The organism is Umezawaea sp., assembly GCF_057122925.1.
In genome coordinates this window covers 55,431-76,025 of record NZ_DBNGPQ010000192.1, presented here as the reverse complement: position 1 = coordinate 76,025, position 20,595 = coordinate 55,431, and the positions used below count along the sequence as shown (strand labels likewise).

Here is a 20,595-nt window from a genome sequence, read left to right as displayed (position 1 = left end):
GCACTTCGGCCGAAGTGTCGTTCCGCGATCCATTGACCCGGCCCGGACCCCTCCGACACCCTCCGGGAGGTCACCTTCACCCCTGCCCCGAAAGGTGTTCCACAATGGTGCGAAGGATCCTGCTCGTGCTGCTCGCGAGCTTCCTCACCCTCACCGGGACGGCGACCGCCGACCCCGGACCCGTGACGCAGGACGACGTCCACGCCATGGACGGGTGCTACACCTGGAACCGTTCGCTCTCCCAGGGCGCGAGCGGCGAAGACGTGCGCCAGCTCCAGATCCGCGTGTCCGGATACCCCGGCTACGGCGCGGTGATCGGCCTCGACGGCCAGTTCGGCGCGGCGACGCGGTCCGCTGTCGTCCGGTTCCAGCAGGCCTACGGCCTCGCGGCCGACGGTGTCGCGGGCCCGGCCACGTTCAGCAAGCTCTACGCGCTCCAGGACGACGACTGCACGCCCGTCCACTTCACCTACGGCGAGCTGAACCGCTGCAACTCCGACTGGTCCGGCGGCAAGGTGTCGGCCACGCAGGCCAGGGCCAACGCGCTCGTCACCATGTGGAAGCTGGAGGCGCTGCGCCACGCGCTCGGCGACCGGCCCCTGACGGTCAACGGCGGCTTCCGCAGCGTGTCCTGCAACAGCGCGGTGGGCGGCTCGGCGACCAGTCGCCACATGTACGGCGACGCGGCCGACCTCGGCGCGGGCGTGCAGGGCTTCTGCGCGCTCGCCAAGCAGGCCCGCAACCACGGCTTCACCGAGATCCTCGGCCCCGGCTACGCGGGCCACGACGACCACGTCCACACCGCGTTGAGGTCGGGCCAGTTCTGGTCCGCGCCCAGCTGCGGCATCTGAGGACGGGCACCGCTCGACGAACCGTCAGCGGGTCCGCCGTGCCGCGGCACGGCGGACCCGCGCCCGCCGCGTCACGCGGGCCTGACCGCGTCCACGTGCTCGCTCAGCCAGCCGCGGAAGTCCTGGAGCCGCGGGTTGAGCGCGCGGGTCGCGGCCACGTCGCGGGAACCGACGAAGTCGCGCTCACCCTCCACGTAGAACTGGAACATGTTGCCGATCTCGTCGCCCGCGGGCAGTCCGAGCGAGCGGAACAGGTCGTGCCCGAGCGGTCGGTAGTCGACCGGTTCGCCCAGCGCGTCGGCGAACGCGGCGGCGTACTCGGCGCCGGTCAGGTGTTCGCCCGCGATGCTCACGGTCTTGCCCGCGTACTCGTCGCCCGCGGCGAACACGCCGTACGCGGTGCGGCCGATGTCCTCCGCCGCGATGCCCGCCAGCCTGGCCTCGCCCATCGGCAGCGTGAGCACGAGCCGTCCGTCCTCGCCGCGCGAGGGGCCGAAGCCCTGGGTGAACCCGTCCCAGTAGAAGGTGGTCCTCAGGTAGGTGGTGGGGACGCCCGAGTCGCGGAAGAACGCGTCCGCCTCGGCCTTGGCGTCGAAGTGCGGGACGGTGTAGCGCTCCTGGAGCACCGGGACCCTCGGGTCGGACACCGGGATGACCTCGCGCGTGTCCTCCAGGGTCGACCAGACGACGTGGGCGACACCGGCGGCCTTCGCGGCGCGCGCGGCCGTCGCCGCCTGCGCCAGCTCGACGTCCGCGGACATGGACTCCCAGAAGTTGGTCACCACGTAGACGCCGTGGGCGCCCTCGAACGCGGCCCGGAGCGAGCCCTCGTCCTCCAGGGTCGCCTCCACGACCTCGGCGCCCAGGTCGGCCAGCGCGCGGGCCTTCGCCGAACTCGCGTCCCTGGTGATGGCGCGGACGGCGAACGGGCCGTCGGGGGCGTCCAGGACGGCCCTGACCAGACCGCCGCCCTGCGCACCGGTCGACCCCAGCACGGCGATGATCTTCTTGTCGCTCATGAAGCACTCCTCGGTGGTGTCGCCGCGCCCGTGCGGCAACTTACCTAGTTAAACAGGTAAGTTGCCGCAGAATTCCGAGGCCGGTTGTGAGCTGGACCACCGGGGCGAGGTCGCTCCCGCCCGAGAGGACGGGGAGCATGGACCCGTGCCACGAGAACGAGAACGAGAACGAGAACGAGAACGAGAACGAGGTGCGCGGAAGGTCCCCGGCGCCGCTCGGCGCGGACCCGTCAGCCACGCGCTGTTCCGCGTGGTCCGGCTGCACCGGATGCTGGCGGGTCACCTCCTGCGCGACCTCGGCCTGCACCGCGGCCAGGAACTGCTCCTCATGCACCTGTGGGACTCCGGTCCGGTGCGCCAGACGGAGCTGATCGCGGTGCTGGACTCCGACTCGGCGACCATCACGAGGATGGTGCAGCGACTGGAGAAGGCGGGCCTGGTCGAGCGGGCACCCGACCCGAACGACGGCCGCGCCACCCTGGTGTCCTCCACCTCGGCGGGCGACGCGGTGCGGGCGAGGATCGAACGGATGTGGCGCGACCTGGAGGCGGCGACCGTCGGCGACCTGCCCCCGACCACGCTGGCGCCCCTGCTGGACGCGCTCGCCGCGGTCGAGGCCAACCTGTCGGCCGCGGTCGACAGGTCCTGACGGGGCCTCACCCCGCGGCCCCGTGGCCCAGCAGCTGCTCGACGAGCCGCTCCTTGGCCGCCGCGAGGTGGCGCCGGTAGGTGCCGTAGGGCACGCCCAGCCGTCGGGCGGTCGCCCGGTGGGTGCGCGCCACCGAGAGGTAGGTGGCGGTCAGCACCTCGTGCGCCTTCACGCCCGCGGGGTCGACCTGGAGCGCGTCCAGGGCGGCGGTGACGGCTCCGCGCAGGTCCGCCACGGGATCGGCCGACCCCCCGGGCACGAGGCGCGAGCGCAGCAGGACGCTGGTCGCGAACTCCCGAGGAGCCCGCCACGTGCGCAGCGCCTCGACCACGCCCTCCTCGAACACGGCCCGCGGCAGGTCGTCGGCCGCGCCACCGGGAGCAGGCGTTCCCGGCCACCCGGCCACGGGCTCGGCCACCGCGCGGGCCCGGTGCTCCACCCACTCCTCCACGGGTTGCCGCCGCCAGTCGCGACCGAAGACGTGCTGCTCGCGCCCGTCGACGTCCACCGCCACGACCTCCAGCAGCCCGGCCTTGGCCAGGTAGTCCCTCCAGCGCTCGGCGTCCTCGAAGACGGTGAAGGTCACCGCGCGACCGCGGGTCCTCATCTCGTCCGCGATCGTGCGCCTGCTGACGAGGTCCATGAGGGGGGAGGGCCGCTGGTGCAGGCCGGGCTGCACGGCGAAGCGGCGGATGCCCAGGTGCTCACCCCGACCCAGCGGGGCGACCGACTCCACGAAGTCCCACAGCGACGCGATCAGCGGGTCCTCGGCCAGGTCCTCGGGCAGCGGTGCCTCCAACCGCAGGACGGCCATGAACGCGACGGGTGCGGAGGAGCCCGAGTAGCGGTAGACGCGGAAGCCCCGCGGCTGGCGGCGCACCCAGTGCGCGACCGCCCTCGCGGACGCGGAGCCCTCCGCGTCCTCCGCCATGCGCAGCACGTCGGGCACGTCGTCGGGCCTCAGCGGCGTGTCCTCGACGTGGGGGTGGGCCCGCCAGTCGTACAGGTCGTCCGGGGTGCCCTGGTCGCGGAAGAGGAACATCCACTCCGCGACGCGCGGCAGCGCGTCGTCCTCCGAGGCGCCGCGCACCGCGCGCAGGCACGCGACCGAGACCCCCACGCGCACGTCCTCGTAGCGCTCGGGGTCCCGCCAGCGCAGGTCGGCCGCGAGCGTGGCCCGCACCGCGTCGTGGGGGTGCAGCCCCTCGGGCGTGGCCTCGATGTAGGGCAGCTGGCGCAGCCAGGGGAACACCGTCGCGGTGTCCTCGTCGCCCAGCACCGCGCGCAGCAGGGATTCCCGCGTCACGTACGCCTGCGCCACGACCTCGAGGGCACGTCGGTGGGCGGTGCTCGGCAGTTCGCCCACGAGCCGCTCCACCAGGGTGGTCAGCACGTCGCCGGTGGGCTTCCACAGTGGACTCGCGCCCAGCGCCGCCGCGGGGACGGACGCGGCGAGCGAGAGCGCGAGCGGGCTGCCCCCGGCGAAGGCGACGATGGCGGGGCGCCGCTCCTCGGCGACACCGCGGGCCGCGAGCAGGGCGTCGGACTGGGCTGCGTCGAGCGGACGCACGACCAGCTCGGCGAACAGCTCCGTCCACCCCGGATCGAGCGACCACTCCGGATCGGGGGCGACCCGGCTCGCCAGCACGACGAGCGCGCCCTCGGCGAGCCGCAGCAGGAACGTGTCGCGCAGCCACGGTTCGAGCGGCTGGCAGTGCTCGAAGGAGTCGACGAGGAGCACCGTGCCCGGCTCGACGCACGCCAGCGCGGCGGCCTCCTCGATGCGGCGGGGGTCCGCGTCGAGGAACCGCGCGTCGACGTGCACCACGCGGCGGCCCGCGGTCTCCGCCCGCCGGGCGGCGTGGCGCAGCAGCGAGGACTTGCCGATGCCGCCGGGACCGTGCAGGTACGCCACGAGCGGGGCGTCCGCCGCTCCCGAGAGCATCCGGTCGAGCACCGCGCGCTCCGACCCCCGGCCCACCAGCGCGCCCGCTCGCGCTGCGGCCAGCCTGTCCGCCAGTCCCGTCGCACCCACTCCGCGTTCCCCTCCTCCGACCCGGCCTCCGCCTCGATGACCGAACGTAGGCCATGGGACGCGCCGGTGGACCCCGTCGGACACCGGTGGGCACCGCGGGACGTGGAGACCGGGCAGCGCCGCGCCGCAGGATGGGCGGCACCAGCTCCGTCCTCCGCCCTCGCCGCTGACGGCCGCGGTGCCGGGGTCGCCGGTCGTCACCGGTGACCGCTCACCCGCGTCGAGGACCGGGAGCCTGCCGCACGACACCACTTCTCGAACGAAGGTGAACCCCCTGATGAAGGCAGTGCGCTTCCACGACTTCGGTGATCCCGAGGTCCTGCGCTACGAGGACGTCGACCAGCCCACCCCCGGCGCGGGTCAGGTCCGCGTCCGCGTCGCCGCGACGTCGTTCAACCCCATCGACGCCGGTGTCCGCGCGGGCGGCATGCGCGGCCCGATGCCGGTGGCGCTGCCGCACACCCCCGGCCGCGACGTGGCGGGCGCGGTCGACGCGCTGGGCGAGGGCGTGACCGGCCTGGAGATCGGTGCGCCGGTCGTCGGGTTCCTGCCGATGGTGGAGGACGGCGCGGCGGCCGAGTACGTCCTGATGGGGGCCGACCTGCTCACGGCCGCCCCCCGCGACCTCCCGCTGGCCGACGCCGCCGCGCTGCCGCTGGTCGGGCTGACCGCGTGGCAGGCGCTGTTCGACCACGGCGGGCTGGAGGCCGGGCAGCGGGTGCTGGTCAACGGCGCCGGTGGCGCGGTCGGCGGCTACGCCGTGCAGCTGGCCCGGTGGGCCGGGGCGCACGTGGTCGCCACCGCCAGTCCGCGCAGTGCCGCGGCGGTCAAGGACGCCGGTGCCGACGAGGTCGTCGACCACACCTCCGTCGAGGTGACCGCGGCGGTGACCGAGCCGGTCGACGTCGTGCTCAACCTCGCCCCGGTCGACCCGGAGCGCCTGGCCGCGCTGACCGACCTGGTCCGTCCCGGCGGCGTCGTGGTGAACACGACCGTGTGGATGCCCGCGCCGACGGACGAGGGGCGCGGCGTGCGCGGGGTCAACCTGTTCGTCCGCGGCGACGCGGAGCAGCTCGCGCGGCTGGTGGCGCTGGTCGACGGCGGCGAGCTGCGGGTCGAGATCGCCCGCCGGGTCCCGCTGGCCGAGCTGCCCGCCCTGCACGCCGAGGCCGCCGCGGGCGGCCTGCCGGGCAAGGTCGTCGTCCTCGTTCCCGGTGCCTGACACCCCGTCCGATCCCGAAGGGCAGTGATCGTGCCACTCAGCTTGGACCCCGAGATCGCGCGGGCGCTGGCCCCGATGGCCGGCGCGATGGCCGAGGCCGTCCCGCCCGCCGTGGGTGACGTCGCGGCGCGGCGCGCGCTGTGGGAGCCGATCATCGGCGCGGCGGGGACGGCCCAGCCGATCCCGGCCGACGTCACCCGCGGCGACCACCGCGTGACGACCGACGACGGCGCGCGGATCACGGTGCGCTGGTACGCCAAGGAGGGGGCGGCGCCGGGACCCGCCGTGCTGTTCTTCCACGGTGGCGGCTACATCTTCGGCCACGTCGACCTGTTCGACGGGCCGGTCTCCCGGTACGTGTCCGCCAGCGGGGTGCCGATGCTGTCGGTGGAGTACCGCCGCGCGCCCGAGCACCCCTTCCCGACGCCGCTGGAGGACGCCTACGCGGCGCTGCGCTGGCTGCACGAGCGGGCTCCGGAGTGGGGCCTCGACCGCGACCGGATCGGCGTGATGGGCGACAGCGCCGGGGGTGGCATCGCGGCGGCGCTGTCGATCCTCGCCCGCGACCGCGGCGGTCCGGGGATCGCCAGGCAGATCCTGGTCATGCCGATGCTCGACGACCGCACCACCACGCCCGACCCGCACATCGAGCCCTACCTGCTGTGGTCCTACGACGACAGCCGCACCGCGTGGCCCGCGCTGCTCGGCGAGGCCGCCGGAGGGCCCGACGTCCCGGCCACGGCGGCGCCCGCCCGGATCGCGGACGCGACCGGCCTGCCGCCCGCCTACATCGAGGTGGGCCAGCTCGACGTCTTCCGCGACGAGGACCTCGCCTACGCGACGACGCTGAGCCGCGCGGGCGTGCCGGTGGAGTTCCACCTGCACCCCGGAGCCCCGCACGAGTTCGACTCGATCGCCTTCACCTCCGACGTGGCCCGGCGCGCCGTCGCCGACCGCGTGCGGGTGCTGCGGTCGATCTGAGGTCAGGAGTCGGACGCGCCCATCACCAGTCCCTCGATCGTGTGCTTCTGGGTGATGGGCCGCAGGGTGTCGACGACGGGGCAGTCGAGGTGGGCGCGGACCTGGTCGGGAAGTGACGCCCAGAAGTCCTGGGTCACGGCGGTGTCGTGGCGGGCGCTGTTGCCCGCTCCCGGCCCGTCGAGGCCCAGGACGAGGACCGGGCGGCTCTTCGGGGAGTGGTTCGCGGTGCCGCGGTGGACGGTCAGCGCCGACCGGATCGAGATGTCGCCCATCCGCGGGAACTTGCGCACGGCCAGCTCGCGGTAGCGCGGGTAGGCGTCCTTCGGCGGGAACATGCCGTGCTCGAACGCGCCGCCGTCGTCCCAGTGCGTGCCGGGCGCGATCTCGAACGGCCCCATGTCCGGTTCGGTGTCGACGGTGGTCACGTTGACGGCGAGCGAGTTCAGCCTGCGGTGGCGGGAGGTCTCCTCCGGCGTGGGGAAGTCGCGGTGCCACGGCTGGTCGACCGCGCCCGCGAGCGGGACGTCGAAGCCGACCTCGACGATCCGGTAGTCCGGGCCCAGCACGGCCTCCGCGACGGCGGTGATCCACGGGTGGGAGGCCAGGTCGGCGAAGCCGCTCAGCTGCTCGGGGTGGATCTCGACGTAGTAGCGGTTCGGGCCGCGGCCGACCGCGCCGTCCGGGCGCGACCGCGCCTCGGTGAACGCCGCGTCGACGTCCTCGCCCAGCCGCCGCACCCAGTCGCGGCTGAACGCCTCCGGCAGGCCGATGATGCCGTCCTCCTGGAGGCGGGCGGTCAACGCCGCGACCTCCGCGGCGGGGAGAGCGGTGGGGTGCGCGGTCATGTCGGCCTCCGTGTGGCGCGGCAGCGTGTCCCGGCCAGTTTGCAACGTGGCATGCCACGTTGCAAGAGTTATGCTGCCACGGAGTGGGGGAGGACGACGATGAACCCGAAGCTGCGGGACGTGGCCGAGCACGCCGGGGTGTCGGTGCGCACGGTGTCCAACGTGGTCAACCAGTTCCGCTACGTCGCGCCCGCGACGCGGGAGCGGGTGCAGGCCAGCATCGACGCCCTCGGCTACCGGCCCAACATGGCCGCCCGCACGCTGCGGCGCGGCCGGACCGGTCTCGTGGCGCTGGTGATCCCGGAGATCGACTCGCCCTACTACGCCGAACTCGCGGCGCGGACCGTGCGCGTCGCCGAGGCCAGGGGCCTGACGGTGCTCATCGACCAGACCGGCGGTGACGCCGAGCGCGAGACCCAGCTGCTGCACGGGCGGCGCGGCCAGCTGGTCGACGGCGTCCTGTTCAGCCCGTGGGGGGTGGCCCCGGCGGAGCTGGCCTCCCGCACCGACACCGTCCCGCTGGTGCTGCTCGGGGAGCACGACGGCACGGCGGGCGTCGACCACGTGGTGATCGACAACGTGGCGGCGGCGCGCGAGGCCACCGAGCACCTGCTGGCGCGCGGCAGGCGGCGGATCGCGGCGGTGGGCGTCCAGCCGGGGTCGCTGAACGCGACCGCGCGCCAGCGGCTCGCCGGGTACCGGAGCGCGCTGGCCGGGGCGGGGCTGCCCGCCGACCCCGACCTGGAGGTGCCCGTGCGGCGCCTGCACCGCGCCGACGGCCACGAGGCGATGCTGCGGCTGCTGGACTCGCCCCGCCCGCCGGACGCGGTCTTCTGCTTCACCGACGAACTGGCGCTGGGCGCGCTGCGGGCGGCGGCTGACCGCGGTGTCGCGGTGCCGGGATCGGTGGCGCTGGTGGGTTTCGACGACGTCGAGGACGGCCGGTTCAGCGTTCCGGCGCTCACGACGGTGTCCCCGGACAAGGACCGGATCGCCGAACTCGCCCTGGACCTCCTGACCTCCGGGTCGACGTCCCCGCGCAGCGTCATCGCCCCGCACCGGCTGGTGGTGCGCGAGACGGGCTGACGGCGTCCCGTCCTCCCGAGGTCGTAGTCGGTCCGCGACCAGGGGAGGACGCACGGGGACGGGATCGCTCGCGATCATCGGGGAATGAGCCGTCGAACACTCGTCACGTCGCTGCTGGTCGCCGTATCGGTGGTACCGCTCGTGGCCGCCCCGGCGTCGGCAGGGGGGACCCGGCTGACCTGGAGGCCGTGCGCCGACGTCGCGAAGGACTGGGACCAGGCCGACCGCCGGTCGGAGTGCACGACGGTCGCGGTGCCCCTGGACCACGCGGATCCCGGTGGTCGGACGATCGACATCGCGGTGAGCCGGATCCGGGCCGTCGGTCGGAGCGAGGGCGTCGTGGTGTTCAACCCCGGAGGGCCGGGGCACCCCGGCACGACGATGCCCGCCGACATCGCCGAGAGCCGGGCGGCCGGGATCGGGGAGCGGCACGACCTGGTCGGCTTCGACCCGCGCGGCGTCGGGTACAGCACCACCGTCGACTGCCCGGACGAGGAGGTCGAGCCCGGACTGCCCGACGAGGAACGCGCCCGGCGCACCGCCGAGCACAACCGGGCGTGCTTCGACCGGGACCCCGCGCTCGCCGCGTCGCTCACGACCACGAACGTCGCCCGCGACCTGGACCGGGTCCGGCAGGCGCTGGGCGTCCGGACGATCGGGTTCTACGGGGTGTCGTGGGGGACGGCGCTGGGCGCCGCGTACCGGACGCTGTTCGACCGCCACGTCGACGGGATGCTGCTCGACTCCGTCCTGACGCCGACGATGAGCACGACCGCGATGGACGACGGGCAGGCCGCCGCGGGCCAGGAGACGTTCCGGCTGTTCTCCGAGTGGATCGCGGCCCGCCACGGGGTGTACGGGCTCGGCGCGTCGACCGACGCGGTGTCCCGGCGGCTGCTGGACCTGCGGGCGGAGCTGACCGAACACCCGAGGACCGCGCCGGACGGCACCGTCGTCGACGGGACGACGGTGAGCATGATGCTGGCCAACCCCCGCCGGGAGTGGGCCGATCTCGCGGCACGCCTGACCGTGCTCGCCGAGGGCGGCACGACCGCCGTGCGGGCCGGTGCGAACGGCGGGTTCGGGTGGGACGTGGACCGGTACCGGTCGTGGGTGTTCGCGCAGACGGCGTTGCTGTGCAACACCTCCGACAGCCCGCGCGACTTCGCCTCGGTGGCGCGGCACCGCGCCGAACGCGTGGCCCGCTACCCCGTGGCGGGCGGGTACCCGGCCTACGAGCGCCGCTGCGTCGGCTGGCCGAGGGACGCGGAGGCGGTGCGGTTCGGTCGCGGCGCGAGTCCGCTGCAACTCGTCGGGCACCGGTACGAGCCGGTGACGCCGTACCCGTGGACGCACGAGGTGCGGGCGCTCGTCGGCGGTGACGTGCTGACCGTCGAGGACGACGCCCACGGGTCGCTGTCCAGCCTGCCGTGCGCCGAGTCGGCGGTCACCTTCTTCGACACCGGCAGGACCGGCACCGGGACGTGCGCCGGAGCGCCGGTCCCGTAGCTCCCCGTCGTCGGCGCGCCTCCACCACCGGGTACGTCGTCGTCGAGCACGCCGAGCGCGGCGCCGAGTCGCTGGACGACGCGGTGCGGGGAACTGTCCGGCACCACGACCGGGGGCCCGCGGGCGGTCGATTCACCCGATGGTGCTGGCTCAAGTTGAAACGGTTCTGAAACGGTTGTAGGGTCTGATCACCGTGACCCCGCAGCCGAGGAACGTGGGACCTATGCCCGAATTGTCGCGTTTGCCCAAGCCGGTCGCCGAGTCGTGGGACTGGCAGCTCTCCGGTCTGTGTCGAGGCGTGGACAGCGCCCTGTTCTTCCACACCCCCAACGAACGGGGTTCGGCTCGGGAGCGGCGCGAGTCGCGGGCCAAGGAGCTGTGCGCCCGGTGCCCGGTCATGGTCGAGTGCCGCGCGCACGCGCTGACGATCGAGGAGACCTACGGGATCTGGGGTGGTCTGGGCGAGAGCGAGCTGCGCGCGATCATCTCGGAGCGGCACAGGCGGACATGACCGGTCTGGAGGACCGGATGATCCGCCTGGTGTGGCACGTCGTGGTGACGTGCGCGCCACGCCGTCGCGCGGAGGCCACGGCGTGGCGCCTCCTGCGGGAGAACTTCGTCCCCGCCGAAGCGGGGGACCTGTACGGTCGTGCCGTGCGTGCCAGGCTGGTGCAGGCCCTTCGGGCGGAGTTCGGGGAACGAGCCGAACTGCCGGTCGCCAGGGCGCGGGTGCGCGACGAACTGGCGATCCGGCGGTCGTGGTCCGGCCACGACGCGGGGCGTTCCCTCGAGCAGCACCGATGACCGCGGAGAGCGTTCCACCCTCCGAGGGGGTCGAGCTCCGGGCGTTGTGGACGCCCGGCGCGGTGGCCGCCATGCTCGGCATCTCCCCGAACACCCTGCGCACCTGGAGCCACCGGTACGACCTGGGGCCGACCGCCCGCACGCCGGGTGGGCACAGCCGCTACACCGACGACGACGTGGACCGCGTGCGGCGGATGCTCGCGCTCACGGCGTCGGGCATCGCGTCCGCCGCCGCGGCGGCGATGGCCAAGAAGGGCACCGCGGTCGTCGAGGACGCCGGGGAGCCCGCGGAGGTGCCGTCGTGGCGGATGGCGCGCGGTGGTCTGCGCCGTGCGGCGAACCGCCTGGACGCGTTCCTGGTCCGGGAGATCGCCGCGCGACTGATCGCCGAGCACGGGGTCGTGCTCGCGTGGGAGCGCGTCTTCACGCCGATGCTCGTCGACCTGGGTGAGTGGATCACCGCCGAGGGCAAGGGGGTGGAGGTCGAGCACGTCGCCAGTTCGGCGATCCTCCAGGCCCTGCGCGAGATCCCGCCTCCGGCCCGGCAGGGGACGCTGGTGGCGCTGCTGGCGTGCGCTCCCGAGGAGCTGCACACGCTGCCGCTGGAGGTGCTCGGCGCCGCGTTGTCCGAGCGCGGCCAGACGTGGCTGAACCTCGGTGCGCGCGTGCCCGCCGAGGCGCTGCGGGAGGCGATCGGCAAGCTCGCGCCCGCGGCCGTCGTGGTGTGGGCGCACCGGGCCGACCTGGCCGAGCGGGTGCCGGTCGCGGAACTGGCCGAGCACCCCGATCTGGTGGTCGTGCTCGCGGGGAGCGGCTGGTCCGAGGTTCGGGTGCCCGAGTCGGCGCGACGCCCGACGTCGCTGCCCGAGGCCGTGCGGCTGGTGCTCGACGCCGTGCACGCGAGCCCGGTGCTGCCGGGTCGGTAACGCCCGATCGGCGGCGGTCGACACGTCTTCCCGTGGTGCGGGTCACCCGTCGCGGCGGGCGTCCCCACGATCTCCCCTTGTGGTTCGGCGCGGCATCGGGGAGTCTGGTGAAACGGTTTTGAATCGAATTTCGGCACCGCCCCCGACCCCCAGGGACTGGTATGGCCTTCAACATCTCGGTGACGTCCACGGTGGCCGCCGGACTGGCGCTGTCCGGCGGCGAGGCGTCCATCGGCTTCGTCACCTTCGCCTACGACACCGAGGACCCGCTGGCCGTGACCGTGTCCACCACGACGGACCTCGGTTCGCGGTCGTGGACCGTGGAACGCGACCGCCTGGACGACGGCCTGCTCGTCGGCTGCGAGACCACCGCCATGAGCATCGCCCGCGGCGACGCCGACCACTTCGCCCTGGGGCTGCGCGCGGGTGGGGAGCCCGAGGTCACCGCGGTGATCGCGACGGCCGAGGTGGTCGACTTCCTGAACCTCAGCTACGACATCGTCGCCCTCGGGCAGGAGATGCGCTGGGTCGACGTCGACCGGGAACTGCTGGAGACCTGAGCGCGTGCCGGTCCTGGTCCCCGCCCGGCGGCTCCTGCGCGCTAGGCCGACCAGGTGCGCCCCCTGGTTGCTCCTATCGGATGGTCCTGCCGGGAACCCGCGCACCGGCAGGTCGGGAATCCGGTAGCCAGGGCGTGCGGTCGGGGGGCGACCGCGCGTTCAGCGGGTCCGGGGGGACGACGTGCCGCAACTGCGCATCCACTTCACCGACGCGGACATCGCGCGGACGCGGTTGAAGCTGGAGGTCGACCTCCTGTGGGAGGTCGTCAGCAGCGTCCAGGCCCTCCAGCACGCGGGTGGCGGGCTGTCCGTCGACTCCTGGCGCCGTCGGGTGCGGGAGAGCGCGAGCCGGAACGGCGAGCTGCGGGCGGCCGTGCGGACCCTGGTGGCGGTGGCGCCGCACGCGAGCTACTTCCCGGACTTCCTCACGCCCACGGCCGACGTGCCCGACTTCGACGGGTGCGTCGACGCGGTTCTGTCGACACCGCCGCGCCGCCTGCGCGCGGAGGTCGGCAGCCTCCACCCGACCGGAGGTCCGACGTCGGGGTGGCTGGCCGACCTCGCCCGCGGGAAGTCGGCGGCGCTGCGACACCTGGGGCGGTCCCTGCACGTGTACTTCGGAGCGCTGGTCGAACCACACCTGCGGGTGGTCGACGACGGGCTGCGCACCGAGTGCGCGGCCGGGATCCAGCGGTACCTGCGGGCGGGCCCGGAGGGGCTGCTGGGCTGGCTCGGGCCGCCCGCGAACTGGCGGCCGCCGGTCCTCGCGGTCGACTACCCGGTCGACCGCGACCTGCACCTCGACGGCCGCGGCCTGCTGCTGATCCCCTCCTACTTCTGCGTCCACCACCCCGTGGCCCTCGCGGACCCGCTGCTGCCCCCGGTCCTGGTGTTCCCGATCCGGCCCGAGTCCCGCCTCCTGGCCGGTGGACACGGCGGCGGCGACCACGTGACCGCGCTGCTGGGCACCACGAGGGCCACGATCCTGCGCTCGGTCGTCACCGGCACGAGCACCACCGGCCTGGCGCGGCGGGTCGGCGTCGCCCCGGCCACCGTCAGCCACCACACGAGCGTCCTGCGCGGTGCCGGGCTCATCACGACCGACCGGCACGACAACGTCGCGACGCACCTCATCACGCCGTTGGGACTGCGGCTCCTCACCTCCGTTCCCGTCGGCTGACCGCGGTCGCGACCGGTCGGACCGCACGGCGTTTAGACCCTGTTCGAAGCACCCGTTCCACCCGGTGCCCGTGTGGGAGGGTCGCCTCCGCGCCGCGCGAACTCGAAGGGTGACACGGAGGAGGGAACCATGCGCAACCCCGTCCCGTTCGTCGGAGCCGTCGCGGCCGTGGTGGCGGCGACCCTGGTCGTGCCGACGTCACAGGCCTGGGCCGGGCCGAACTGCTCCACCGGCTACCACTGCGGCTGGGACATCGGGTTCGGCACCGGCAAGATCAGCTTCTTCACCAGCGACCCCGACTTCCGCGACAACACGTTCAACACCGGCGTGGTGGCGGACAACAACATCAGAACCGTCAGCAATTCCACGAGCACGGACTACGCGAGTTTCTGGTACGCCGACGTGAACTACGGCGGGTTCCTGTTCTGCGTGAACCCGAACAGCTCCGTGCAGAACCTGTCCGATGACGGCCAACCCGGCAACGGCGTGGGGCTGGGCAACGAAGCCAGTTCCGTGTGGCTGATCGCCGGTGGTCCGTGGGACGGCTGCTACTGACCCGACGCGGTCGCGCCGGCTGCCACCAGTACCCGACCGAGGAGGAGAGAACCATGGAGGAGAACGGCCGATCGAAGGACACCGGTGCCGTGCGCCCCGCGCGTGGGTGGCGCTCAGGACGGGTGGGTGGTGGCCTCCTCAAGGGGGCCCTCGTCGCACTGCTGAGCCTCGGCGCGGCGTCGACGGCGTTGACGGGGACGGCGCACGCGGCGTCCTCCACGATTCCCGGATCGAACGCCTCCGTCCACCCGTCCGTCGGGTCGGCGTGCGCCGGGTCGGGGTCGACCACTCGCGTGCACTACGCCTACGCCGTGGTGACCGGCCAGGAGATGGGAGGCAGCTACACCACCCCGCGGGGCGGCTGCGGGACCTTCTACCCGCCGCGGGGCACTTTCCGGCACTTCCACATCTGCAACCTCGCCACCGGGTTCTGCGGCCCGGAGGTCACCGTGTGACGAGCGGCGTGCCCCCGCCGTTCGCGCGGAGACGGCGGGGGCGGCTGGCGTGCTGGTCAGCCGGTGATGTCCACGTCGCCGTTCAGCGATCCCGTCTGGAGGACGGAGCCGGTCACGGTGCCGCCCTCGGCGACGGTGACCGTGTTGACGGTGGTGTTGACGACCGACTGGACCTGCTGGTCGAAGGACGCCGTGTGGTAGCCGGCCGTGCGCAGGATCTCCGAGACGGCGAGGGTGACGCGGGTGCGCAGGAGGTGGGTGTACCGCTCCACGTCGGCCTGCTGGAAGTAGCTGCGGAGCTCCACGTCCGCGGCCATCTCGCGCAGGGTCAGCAGGGAGCCGTAGCGGTCCGGGTTCACCCGGCCGCGGTCCGGGCGGAGCGCGCGCGGGCGGACGACCAGGCGCAGGGCGCGGGACAGCGCGCTCGCGGGCAGCAGCACGAGGTCCTTGACGGCGCGGCCCACCGGCACCCACGCGGACGTGGGCTCGGCGTCGACGGCCATCAGCTCGGCGTTGACGGGGCGCAGGACGCAGGGCGTCCACTCCAGGTAGAGGGTCGACTCGTCCATCGCCACGTGCACGAAGACGGAGACCACGAGGTCGTGCTCCCAGGTCACCAGTGAGAAGCGGCGGTAGAAGCGGGACCACTCGAGCGGACTGTCGCGCAGGTCGTGCGCGTGCGACCGGGGGACGTGGGTGTACGGCTGGACGCCGGGGTCCTTGAGGTAGTGCGCGGACGGAGCCTTGGACAGGTTGTCCACCAGGCCCTGCGCGTCCACCACGACGTAGTCGTCCACGCCGAGGGCGTCCAGCCTGGAGCTGGGGGCGAGCAGCGGCGCGGCGCGCAGGTCGGTGACCTTGCTCGTGATGCCCTCCAGCAGCGTCGCGGTGTCGAGGGGGGTGGTGGTGGCCGGGGCGTCGCTCCGGCGTTCCAGCGGCACGGCGATGGTCCACGGGTCGTGGATGTCGCCCGCGCCCACGAACGGCTTGTAGCCCCGGTGCACCAGGAGCGGGACCAGATCGTCCTTTTCGGACACCCCGGTGCGCAGGCGCCTGCCCGTGCCGTGGTGCTCCTCGACGCGCGCGGCCAGCGTGGGGGACAGGCGGAGCAGGGCGCGGTCGACGGGCCGCGAGGGCCGGTGGTTCAGCGGGCCGAAGCGGTCGGTCACGTGGTGGGCGATGACCAGCCGGTTGGCCAGCAGCACCACCAGGGCCACCGCGAGCAGCACGTAGCCGGTCACGTCCTGGAACGCGGCCTCGGTGAGGTCGTCAGCGCCCGCGCCCGTACCTACCGAGTCGGCCACCGACCCGAGCGAGGCCGTGACGGTGAGGACGATCAGCCCCGTGCGGACGGGCCGCACCGGACCGGCGGTCGCCCGGCGGGCCCGCGCGTCGCGCCACACCCGGATGATCTTCGGCAGGCTCAGCACCAGCGCCACGAGGACCCACAGCACCGCCAACGGGAAGACGAGGTAGAACGCCAGGCCCAGCAGCACCAGCACGAGCACGTCGACGACGTCCGTGCGCAGCCGGGCGGCCAGCGCCTCGGTGAGCACGGCCGCGGAGTCGACGCCCGGCGCGGGCGCGGCGGGCCTGGTCGGCTCCACCAGCAGCTCCCGCAGGGCCGCGTCCGCGAAGTCGCGGCTGAGGTGGGCCGCCGCGCACAGGTGGCGCGTGGCCTCGTGGCGGTCGGGGTCGTGGTGATCGGGCTGCGGGGCGAACCGAGCCCGCCACGTGTCGGCCAGGACCATCGTCGGTGTCGCTCCTCAGGGGGTGTCGCTGTGGTCGGTCATCGTCGCGAGGATCCTCGCGGCCTCGGGGAAGCGGTCCGGCGGCGCCGCGACGAGCAGGACGTACTCGACGCCGCCCACCCGCCAGTAGTGCGCGCGGGTCTGCCGGAGGGCGCCGCTCGCGGTGGGCTTCACGAACTCCCACTCGACGGCGTCGAGGTTCCCGTGGGTGGTGTTCGTCAGCTCCACCCGCGTGTAGCCGGGTTTGCCCGCCTCGGCGTCCGCTGCCGCGGTGATCGTCTCCAGGAGGCCCGCGGGCCCCTGGTCGTCACCGCCGAAGCGCACCTCCACCTCGGGGTCCGCCGGGTCCTTCGCCACCTGGGTCCCCCTGGCCTGGCCGCTGCCCGCCACGAACGAGTTCGGCAGCACGGTGACGAGACCCTGCGGCCCGGTGTGGCGGTAGAAGCCGGCGGGCGGTCCACTCGGGACGGTGGAGGTCGTGGTCGTGGTCGTGGTGGGGTAGTCGTAGCCGGGGTACGGCGACGTGGTCGACGTGCCGGGCGGCGGCGGAGCGGTGCCCGCGGCGGCGGGCCACAGCCTGGGGACGTAGATCGTCCCCAGACCGGAGCCCAGGCTCACCACGAGGCCGACGGCCGCCACCGCGGCGGCGAACCGGAGCGACCCCGGCAGCGCCGACCGGCGGCCCCGCTCGCGGTCCGGTGTGCGCGGGCGGCGGTCGCGGCCGTCGTCGTCCGCTATGTTCGCGTCGGGCGGATCGCTCATGGAACCCTTCTCCTGGAACGGGAATCGGAGGCAGAAGTGCGGAATCGGATCGAGTGGACCCTCGCGGAGACCTGGGCCGAGGTGGCCAGGGCCGAGGCGGAACCCGTGGACCAGGACCGGCTCGCGGCCGCCCTGCTCGCGGTCGCGGACGTCTCCAGGTCGGTCACCCGCGACGGCGATCCGGAGATCGCCAACGGCGCCCAGTTCGTCGAGTGCGCGAAGGTGTCCGACCGCCTGGCCGAGCTGAGCCCCTCGGACCGGGACGTCGTCCGGCGCTCGCGGGAACTGGTCGACCAGGTCGAGCGCGGGCGGGAGTTCCGCTGGGACGAGCCGGTGCGCACGGCGGCGCTGTGCGCGGCGGGCGTGGGCGTCGCCGTCGGCGGAGCGGTGCTGGGCGGTGTCAACGAGAGCGTGCCGCTGGTCGTCGTGACCGCGGTGCTGGGCAACCTGCTGCTGTTCGCCACCGTCCTCACGGCTCGGCGTCCTCTGTGGAGGGTGCGGGCCGAGCTGATGGCCCCGATGATCCGCGAGCACGGGATCTGAGCGCCGCCGGGCAGCCGGGAGCGCGGCCGTCGATCGTCGACCCGCATTCCCGAACCGTCCACTTCCCACGGAGCCCACTGTTCGACGCGAGAGTGGCACGCCGTCCCGGCTACCACTCCGCACAAATTCGGACAACGCTCGGAAAACCGGGTGAACCACGGCCTCCCCGACCGGCTCGGGGGTGGGACCTGCCCCTGCGAGGAGCGTGAGCAGGGGGTTCAACGCGGATCAGGCGCACGGTGAACCCGGCTCCGCGACGGTGGGTGTTCGACGGCGGAGGTCGTGGACCGGCCGCCACCCGAGGATCCACCGCTCGACGTGCCCGAGGAGAAGGAGCGCCATGAGGAACTCGATGACCAGGACCGCCCTGTCGTTCGCCGTCGCGAGCGCGGGCCTGCTCGGATTCGCCGGTGTCGCCGACGCGGCTCCCAGCGCCTGCACCACCTCGAACCAGGGGGCGGGCGGCAGCGCGTACTGCGCGGGCGGCGACGGCCTCTTCCGGGTCACCATCACGTGCAGGCGCCCCAACGGCGCCTACTACTTCCGCGAGGGCGTGTGGCGGGCCCCCGGCCTCCAGTCGCACAGCACCGCGTGGTGCGACGGCGACAACAGCCGCGTCACCTACATCGGCGTGCAGAAGCGGAACCTGTGAGCGGCCACCGCCCCGCGCGGAGCGGGGGAGCCGATCACGGGACGCGGTCGGTCACCGGCTGGTCGCGTTCGAAGCGGGCGATCGAGCGGTAGTCGCCGAACGGGGGCACCGGCTCCCAGTTGGTGTCGACCGGCACGTCGGTGTACTCGACGGTCTCCTGGACGTGCTCCACCTTGTTCCTCACGACCCGCTTGACGTACCCGTCCTCGCGGTAGTGGACGGTCTCGTGCACCGACGCGTCGGAGAGCCGCAGGCCCGCCTGGTCGTTCGGGTAGGTCCACAGGTGGGCGCGGACCAGGAAGAGGCTCTCGTCGGTCTTCTTCATGAACGTGTACTCGGTCGCCTTGCGGCCGGGGTCGTCGAGGAAGGTCACCACGACGACCCCGGTCTTCCACACCGGGGTGACCAGGGTCGGCGACGCCGCGCCCGGCCTGGGCGGCATGACCGCCGTGTACTCCTCGCCCGCACCGTCCTTGACCCGCGCCTCGGCCTCGGTCAGCGGTTCGCCGGGGGCGTTGTCCGCGTGGTTCCACTTGAAGCAGTAGTTGACCATGTCTCCGTGCCTGCGGTCTCGGGATCAGTAGGTGCGACCGTTCTCGTCCCTGATAATGATACCCAGGCGCCGTGCCTCGGCGAGAACAGCAGGGGGAACGCCGTTCTGCTGCACGGGGACCTCCAGGATCATGTCCCCGGACATCGGCAGTCCGATCGCGTCGTCGCCGAGGTCCCTGCGGTTGCTCGGGGTGTCCGCGACCACGGTTCCGGGACCGTAGGTGTTCGCGAGCTCGCGGAGGTAGCCGACCGCGGTGCTCTCCTGCACGTCCGCAAGCTGGGTGTGCTTGCGGCTGACGATCTCCTCGTCCGGCACGTAGGAGTCGACCCGCGGGTACTGGCCCTTCTCCGACCGCGGTTCGACGTGCACCTCGTTCGCGCCGCCCCGCTCCTCGTAGTAGGGCTCGCGCTGCCGGTTGAACTCGTTGCCCGCCTCGATCTGCCGCCGCAGCCACTCGGGCCTGCTCGACTCCTCACGGGAACCGGGTTGCCCCGGCTGGTTCGGCTGGTTCGGCCCGCCGCCCGTCGCGCCGCCGGGCCTGCCCGCCTGCGCGACGCCCTCGGTGTTCCGCTGGGCGCCGGAGATGCTCGACGGCGTGCCGCCGCCGCCCCCGGGACGCCGTGATCGTGGTGTCATGTCCGGCCTACTCGTCCAGCAGCAGGGTGAGGTTGGTGATGCTCTGGATCAGCGAGCTGCTGTAGTTGAGGATCCGCCCCGCCCACTTCACCACCGCGGCGACGATCTGGGCCGCGATCACCGGGATGGTCACGACCAGCAGCGCCTCGGCCGCCCACACGATCACCCTGGCCACCAGGTCGGCGATCAGGTCGCGGACGATCTCGCGGGTCATCTCGACCAGCCCGCCCGCTCCCTCGGTGGCCGCGGCCAGGCCGGTGGAGATCGCGGCCAGCCCGCCGATCGCGTCCACGTTGTTGACCATCAGGGCGCGGTAGGCGTCGGCGGCGCCGCCCGTCCACTCCGACAGGTCGTTCTCCAGGTGCCTGCCGAGGTCCTGGGACATGGCGGTCAGCTCGGTCGCCATCCCGGTCCACGTCGCCGCGTGCGAGCGGACGACGTCGGGCAGGCCGGTCAGCTCGTCCAGCGCCTCCCGCAGCGGCTCGAAGTACTCCATGGCCCAGCCCAGCCCGTTGGCGAGCAGCGTGCTGAACGGGTCCACCGCCACGGCGCCCGCCTCCAGCGCCAGCCCCGCGCCTGCGAGCGCGCCCGCCACCCAGTTCTCGCTCTTGATCGCGGTGACCAGGTCCTCGATGCCGTCGGCGAGGCTGGACCCGGTCCACGGGTCGCGGGTCGACTCCACCGGGGCGATCAGGGAACCGTCCGTCACGGCTGCTCCACCACCCCGACCTTGGTGAGCCGGTCGGCCTCGTCGTTGTCCAGGGTGTCGTAGGCGTCCGCGCTCAGCTCCAGTTCGCGGGACACGATGTCGAGGCTCTCGGCGACGTAGGCGATCAGCTCGTCCTGCTTCTGGTGCCTGCCCTCCAGCACCCCGGCGATCCACCCGCACAGGAACCCGTACGCCTGGTCGTTCCGCGCGATGTGCGCGCTCGCCGCCTGCACGGCGTCGAAGCGCTGCCGGACCGCCTGCACGTTCTGCGCGTGGGTCCGCAACTGCTGGATGTCGACCTTGAACCCCACC

24 protein-coding genes are annotated in these 20,595 nt (G+C 73.5%); 15 read left to right on the top strand and 9 right to left on the bottom strand.

Annotated elements, in window-relative coordinates; all coding sequences use genetic code 11:
* The first annotated feature begins 104 nt into the window (after nt 1–104).
* Nucleotides 105–851 carry a D-Ala-D-Ala carboxypeptidase family metallohydrolase gene (locus AC156L_RS42830; RefSeq protein WP_330877746.1) on the top strand — a complete coding sequence of 249 codons (747 nt, stop codon included), beginning with the start codon at nt 105–107 and terminating at the stop codon, nt 849–851.
* A 71-nt stretch (nt 852–922) separates the two neighbouring features.
* Here the strand turns inward: AC156L_RS42830 and AC156L_RS42825 are convergent, their stop codons facing one another.
* Nucleotides 923–1,870 (bottom strand): NmrA/HSCARG family protein, encoded by a 948-nt coding sequence (locus tag AC156L_RS42825; RefSeq protein ID WP_330877745.1) that lies wholly within the window; start codon nt 1,868–1,870, stop codon nt 923–925.
* A gap of 250 nt (nt 1,871–2,120) precedes the next feature.
* Here AC156L_RS42825 and AC156L_RS42820 point away from each other — a divergent pair, with 250 nt between their 5' ends.
* Nucleotides 2,121–2,519 carry a MarR family winged helix-turn-helix transcriptional regulator gene (locus AC156L_RS42820; protein WP_484407863.1) on the top strand — a complete coding sequence of 133 codons (399 nt, stop codon included), beginning with the start codon at nt 2,121–2,123 and terminating at the stop codon, nt 2,517–2,519.
* A gap of 7 nt (nt 2,520–2,526) precedes the next feature.
* Here the strand turns inward: AC156L_RS42820 and AC156L_RS42815 are convergent, their stop codons facing one another.
* Nucleotides 2,527–4,554: an ATP-binding protein gene (locus tag AC156L_RS42815; protein ID WP_330877743.1), complete on the bottom strand. Its 2,028-nt coding sequence runs from the start codon at nt 4,552–4,554 to the stop codon at nt 2,527–2,529.
* A 277-nt stretch (nt 4,555–4,831) separates the two neighbouring features.
* On the opposite strand from AC156L_RS42815, the gene AC156L_RS42810 reads away from it, so the two are divergent.
* Entirely contained in the window at nt 4,832–5,776 is a 945-nt protein-coding gene (locus tag AC156L_RS42810) for an NADP-dependent oxidoreductase (protein ID WP_330877742.1), read from the top strand.
* 30 nt (nt 5,777–5,806) lie between these two features.
* The gene (locus AC156L_RS42805; protein WP_330877741.1) at nt 5,807–6,757 is read left to right on the top strand and encodes an alpha/beta hydrolase; all 951 of its coding nucleotides are present in this window, start codon (nt 5,807–5,809) and stop codon (nt 6,755–6,757) included.
* 2 nt (nt 6,758–6,759) lie between these two features.
* On the opposite strand, the gene AC156L_RS42800 is transcribed toward AC156L_RS42805, so the two are convergent.
* Nucleotides 6,760–7,602: a phytanoyl-CoA dioxygenase family protein gene (locus tag AC156L_RS42800; RefSeq protein ID WP_330877740.1), complete on the bottom strand. Its 843-nt coding sequence runs from the start codon at nt 7,600–7,602 to the stop codon at nt 6,760–6,762.
* Nucleotides 7,603–7,701: 99 nt separating this feature from the next.
* Here AC156L_RS42800 and AC156L_RS42795 point away from each other — a divergent pair, with 99 nt between their 5' ends.
* The 9 genes from AC156L_RS42795 to AC156L_RS42755 all read left to right on the top strand — a co-directional run bounded on the left by AC156L_RS42795 (nt 7,702) and on the right by AC156L_RS42755 (nt 14,677).
* Nucleotides 7,702–8,688 (top strand): LacI family DNA-binding transcriptional regulator, encoded by a 987-nt coding sequence (locus AC156L_RS42795; protein ID WP_330877739.1) that lies wholly within the window; start codon nt 7,702–7,704, stop codon nt 8,686–8,688.
* 84 nt (nt 8,689–8,772) lie between these two features.
* Nucleotides 8,773–10,197: an alpha/beta fold hydrolase gene (locus AC156L_RS42790; RefSeq protein ID WP_330877738.1), complete on the top strand. Its 1,425-nt coding sequence runs from the start codon at nt 8,773–8,775 to the stop codon at nt 10,195–10,197.
* A 223-nt stretch (nt 10,198–10,420) separates the two neighbouring features.
* Entirely contained in the window at nt 10,421–10,708 is a 288-nt protein-coding gene (locus AC156L_RS42785; RefSeq protein ID WP_330877737.1) for a WhiB family transcriptional regulator, read from the top strand.
* Nucleotides 10,705–11,001 (top strand): hypothetical protein, encoded by a 297-nt coding sequence (locus AC156L_RS42780; RefSeq protein ID WP_330877736.1) that lies wholly within the window; start codon nt 10,705–10,707, stop codon nt 10,999–11,001. The genes AC156L_RS42785 and AC156L_RS42780 overlap by 4 nt, the downstream gene beginning before the upstream one ends.
* Nucleotides 10,998–11,927 (top strand): MerR family transcriptional regulator, encoded by a 930-nt coding sequence (locus tag AC156L_RS42775; protein ID WP_330877735.1) that lies wholly within the window; start codon nt 10,998–11,000, stop codon nt 11,925–11,927. The genes AC156L_RS42780 and AC156L_RS42775 overlap by 4 nt, the downstream gene beginning before the upstream one ends.
* Before the next feature lie 161 nt (nt 11,928–12,088).
* The gene (locus AC156L_RS42770; RefSeq protein WP_330877734.1) at nt 12,089–12,487 is read left to right on the top strand and encodes an SsgA family sporulation/cell division regulator; all 399 of its coding nucleotides are present in this window, start codon (nt 12,089–12,091) and stop codon (nt 12,485–12,487) included.
* Between the two features lie 181 nt (nt 12,488–12,668).
* Nucleotides 12,669–13,667 carry an ArsR/SmtB family transcription factor gene (locus tag AC156L_RS42765; RefSeq protein WP_330877733.1) on the top strand — a complete coding sequence of 333 codons (999 nt, stop codon included), beginning with the start codon at nt 12,669–12,671 and terminating at the stop codon, nt 13,665–13,667.
* Between the two features lie 129 nt (nt 13,668–13,796).
* Complete coding sequence (locus AC156L_RS42760; RefSeq protein WP_330877732.1) at nt 13,797–14,222, top strand: peptidase inhibitor family I36 protein; 426 nt, start codon at nt 13,797–13,799, stop codon at nt 14,220–14,222.
* A 53-nt stretch (nt 14,223–14,275) separates the two neighbouring features.
* Nucleotides 14,276–14,677, top strand: coding sequence for a hypothetical protein (locus tag AC156L_RS42755; protein ID WP_330877731.1), 402 nt, complete (start codon nt 14,276–14,278; stop codon nt 14,675–14,677).
* A gap of 56 nt (nt 14,678–14,733) precedes the next feature.
* Here AC156L_RS42755 and AC156L_RS42750 read toward each other — a convergent pair whose 3' ends face one another.
* Together AC156L_RS42750 and AC156L_RS42745 are read right to left on the bottom strand one after the other, a co-directional pair.
* Nucleotides 14,734–16,428 carry a hypothetical protein gene (locus AC156L_RS42750; protein WP_330877729.1) on the bottom strand — a complete coding sequence of 565 codons (1,695 nt, stop codon included), beginning with the start codon at nt 16,426–16,428 and terminating at the stop codon, nt 14,734–14,736.
* A 15-nt stretch (nt 16,429–16,443) separates the two neighbouring features.
* Nucleotides 16,444–17,190, bottom strand: a complete 747-nt coding sequence (locus AC156L_RS42745) for a hypothetical protein (protein WP_330877728.1) — start codon at nt 17,188–17,190, stop codon at nt 16,444–16,446.
* 36 nt (nt 17,191–17,226) lie between these two features.
* Here AC156L_RS42745 and AC156L_RS42740 point away from each other — a divergent pair, with 36 nt between their 5' ends.
* Together AC156L_RS42740 and AC156L_RS42735 are read left to right on the top strand one after the other, a co-directional pair.
* Complete coding sequence (locus AC156L_RS42740; RefSeq protein ID WP_330877727.1) at nt 17,227–17,733, top strand: hypothetical protein; 507 nt, start codon at nt 17,227–17,229, stop codon at nt 17,731–17,733.
* A gap of 340 nt (nt 17,734–18,073) precedes the next feature.
* Entirely contained in the window at nt 18,074–18,385 is a 312-nt protein-coding gene (locus tag AC156L_RS42735) for a hypothetical protein (protein ID WP_330877726.1), read from the top strand.
* A 34-nt stretch (nt 18,386–18,419) separates the two neighbouring features.
* On the opposite strand, the gene AC156L_RS42730 is transcribed toward AC156L_RS42735, so the two are convergent.
* The 4 genes from AC156L_RS42730 to AC156L_RS42715 are packed head-to-tail and all read right to left on the bottom strand — an operon-like array spanning nt 18,420 to nt 20,594.
* A complete protein-coding gene (locus AC156L_RS42730) occupies nt 18,420–18,938 on the bottom strand; it encodes a hypothetical protein (protein ID WP_330877725.1) in 519 nt (172 codons plus the stop codon).
* A 24-nt stretch (nt 18,939–18,962) separates the two neighbouring features.
* Nucleotides 18,963–19,574: a hypothetical protein gene (locus tag AC156L_RS42725; RefSeq protein ID WP_330877724.1), complete on the bottom strand. Its 612-nt coding sequence runs from the start codon at nt 19,572–19,574 to the stop codon at nt 18,963–18,965.
* A gap of 7 nt (nt 19,575–19,581) precedes the next feature.
* Complete coding sequence (locus AC156L_RS42720) at nt 19,582–20,283, bottom strand: WXG100 family type VII secretion target (RefSeq protein ID WP_330877723.1); 702 nt, start codon at nt 20,281–20,283, stop codon at nt 19,582–19,584.
* A complete protein-coding gene (locus AC156L_RS42715; RefSeq protein ID WP_330877722.1) occupies nt 20,280–20,594 on the bottom strand; it encodes a type VII secretion target in 315 nt (104 codons plus the stop codon). Before AC156L_RS42715 ends, AC156L_RS42720 begins: the two co-directional genes overlap by 4 nt.
* Nucleotide 20,595 lies beyond the last annotated feature (1 nt).

Coding starts and splice junctions, on each gene's coding strand:
- AC156L_RS42725 (WP_330877724.1), bottom strand. CDS start 19,574: ATGACACCACGATCACGGCGTCCCGGGGGCGGCGGCGGCACGCCGTCG.
- AC156L_RS42755 (WP_330877731.1), top strand. CDS start 14,276: ATGGAGGAGAACGGCCGATCGAAGGACACCGGTGCCGTGCGCCCCGCG.
- AC156L_RS42795 (WP_330877739.1), top strand. CDS start 7,702: ATGAACCCGAAGCTGCGGGACGTGGCCGAGCACGCCGGGGTGTCGGTG.
- AC156L_RS42760 (WP_330877732.1), top strand. CDS start 13,797: ATGCGCAACCCCGTCCCGTTCGTCGGAGCCGTCGCGGCCGTGGTGGCG.
- AC156L_RS42780 (WP_330877736.1), top strand. CDS start 10,705: ATGACCGGTCTGGAGGACCGGATGATCCGCCTGGTGTGGCACGTCGTG.
- AC156L_RS42830 (WP_330877746.1), top strand. CDS start 105: ATGGTGCGAAGGATCCTGCTCGTGCTGCTCGCGAGCTTCCTCACCCTC.
- AC156L_RS42735 (WP_330877726.1), top strand. CDS start 18,074: ATGAGGAACTCGATGACCAGGACCGCCCTGTCGTTCGCCGTCGCGAGC.
- AC156L_RS42800 (WP_330877740.1), bottom strand. CDS start 7,602: ATGACCGCGCACCCCACCGCTCTCCCCGCCGCGGAGGTCGCGGCGTTG.
- AC156L_RS42825 (WP_330877745.1), bottom strand. CDS start 1,870: ATGAGCGACAAGAAGATCATCGCCGTGCTGGGGTCGACCGGTGCGCAG.
- AC156L_RS42810 (WP_330877742.1), top strand. CDS start 4,832: ATGAAGGCAGTGCGCTTCCACGACTTCGGTGATCCCGAGGTCCTGCGC.
- AC156L_RS42730 (WP_330877725.1), bottom strand. CDS start 18,938: ATGGTCAACTACTGCTTCAAGTGGAACCACGCGGACAACGCCCCCGGC.
- AC156L_RS42750 (WP_330877729.1), bottom strand. CDS start 16,428: ATGGTCCTGGCCGACACGTGGCGGGCTCGGTTCGCCCCGCAGCCCGAT.
- AC156L_RS42770 (WP_330877734.1), top strand. CDS start 12,089: ATGGCCTTCAACATCTCGGTGACGTCCACGGTGGCCGCCGGACTGGCG.
- AC156L_RS42775 (WP_330877735.1), top strand. CDS start 10,998: ATGACCGCGGAGAGCGTTCCACCCTCCGAGGGGGTCGAGCTCCGGGCG.
- AC156L_RS42785 (WP_330877737.1), top strand. CDS start 10,421: ATGCCCGAATTGTCGCGTTTGCCCAAGCCGGTCGCCGAGTCGTGGGAC.
- AC156L_RS42745 (WP_330877728.1), bottom strand. CDS start 17,190: ATGAGCGATCCGCCCGACGCGAACATAGCGGACGACGACGGCCGCGAC.
- AC156L_RS42790 (WP_330877738.1), top strand. CDS start 8,773: ATGAGCCGTCGAACACTCGTCACGTCGCTGCTGGTCGCCGTATCGGTG.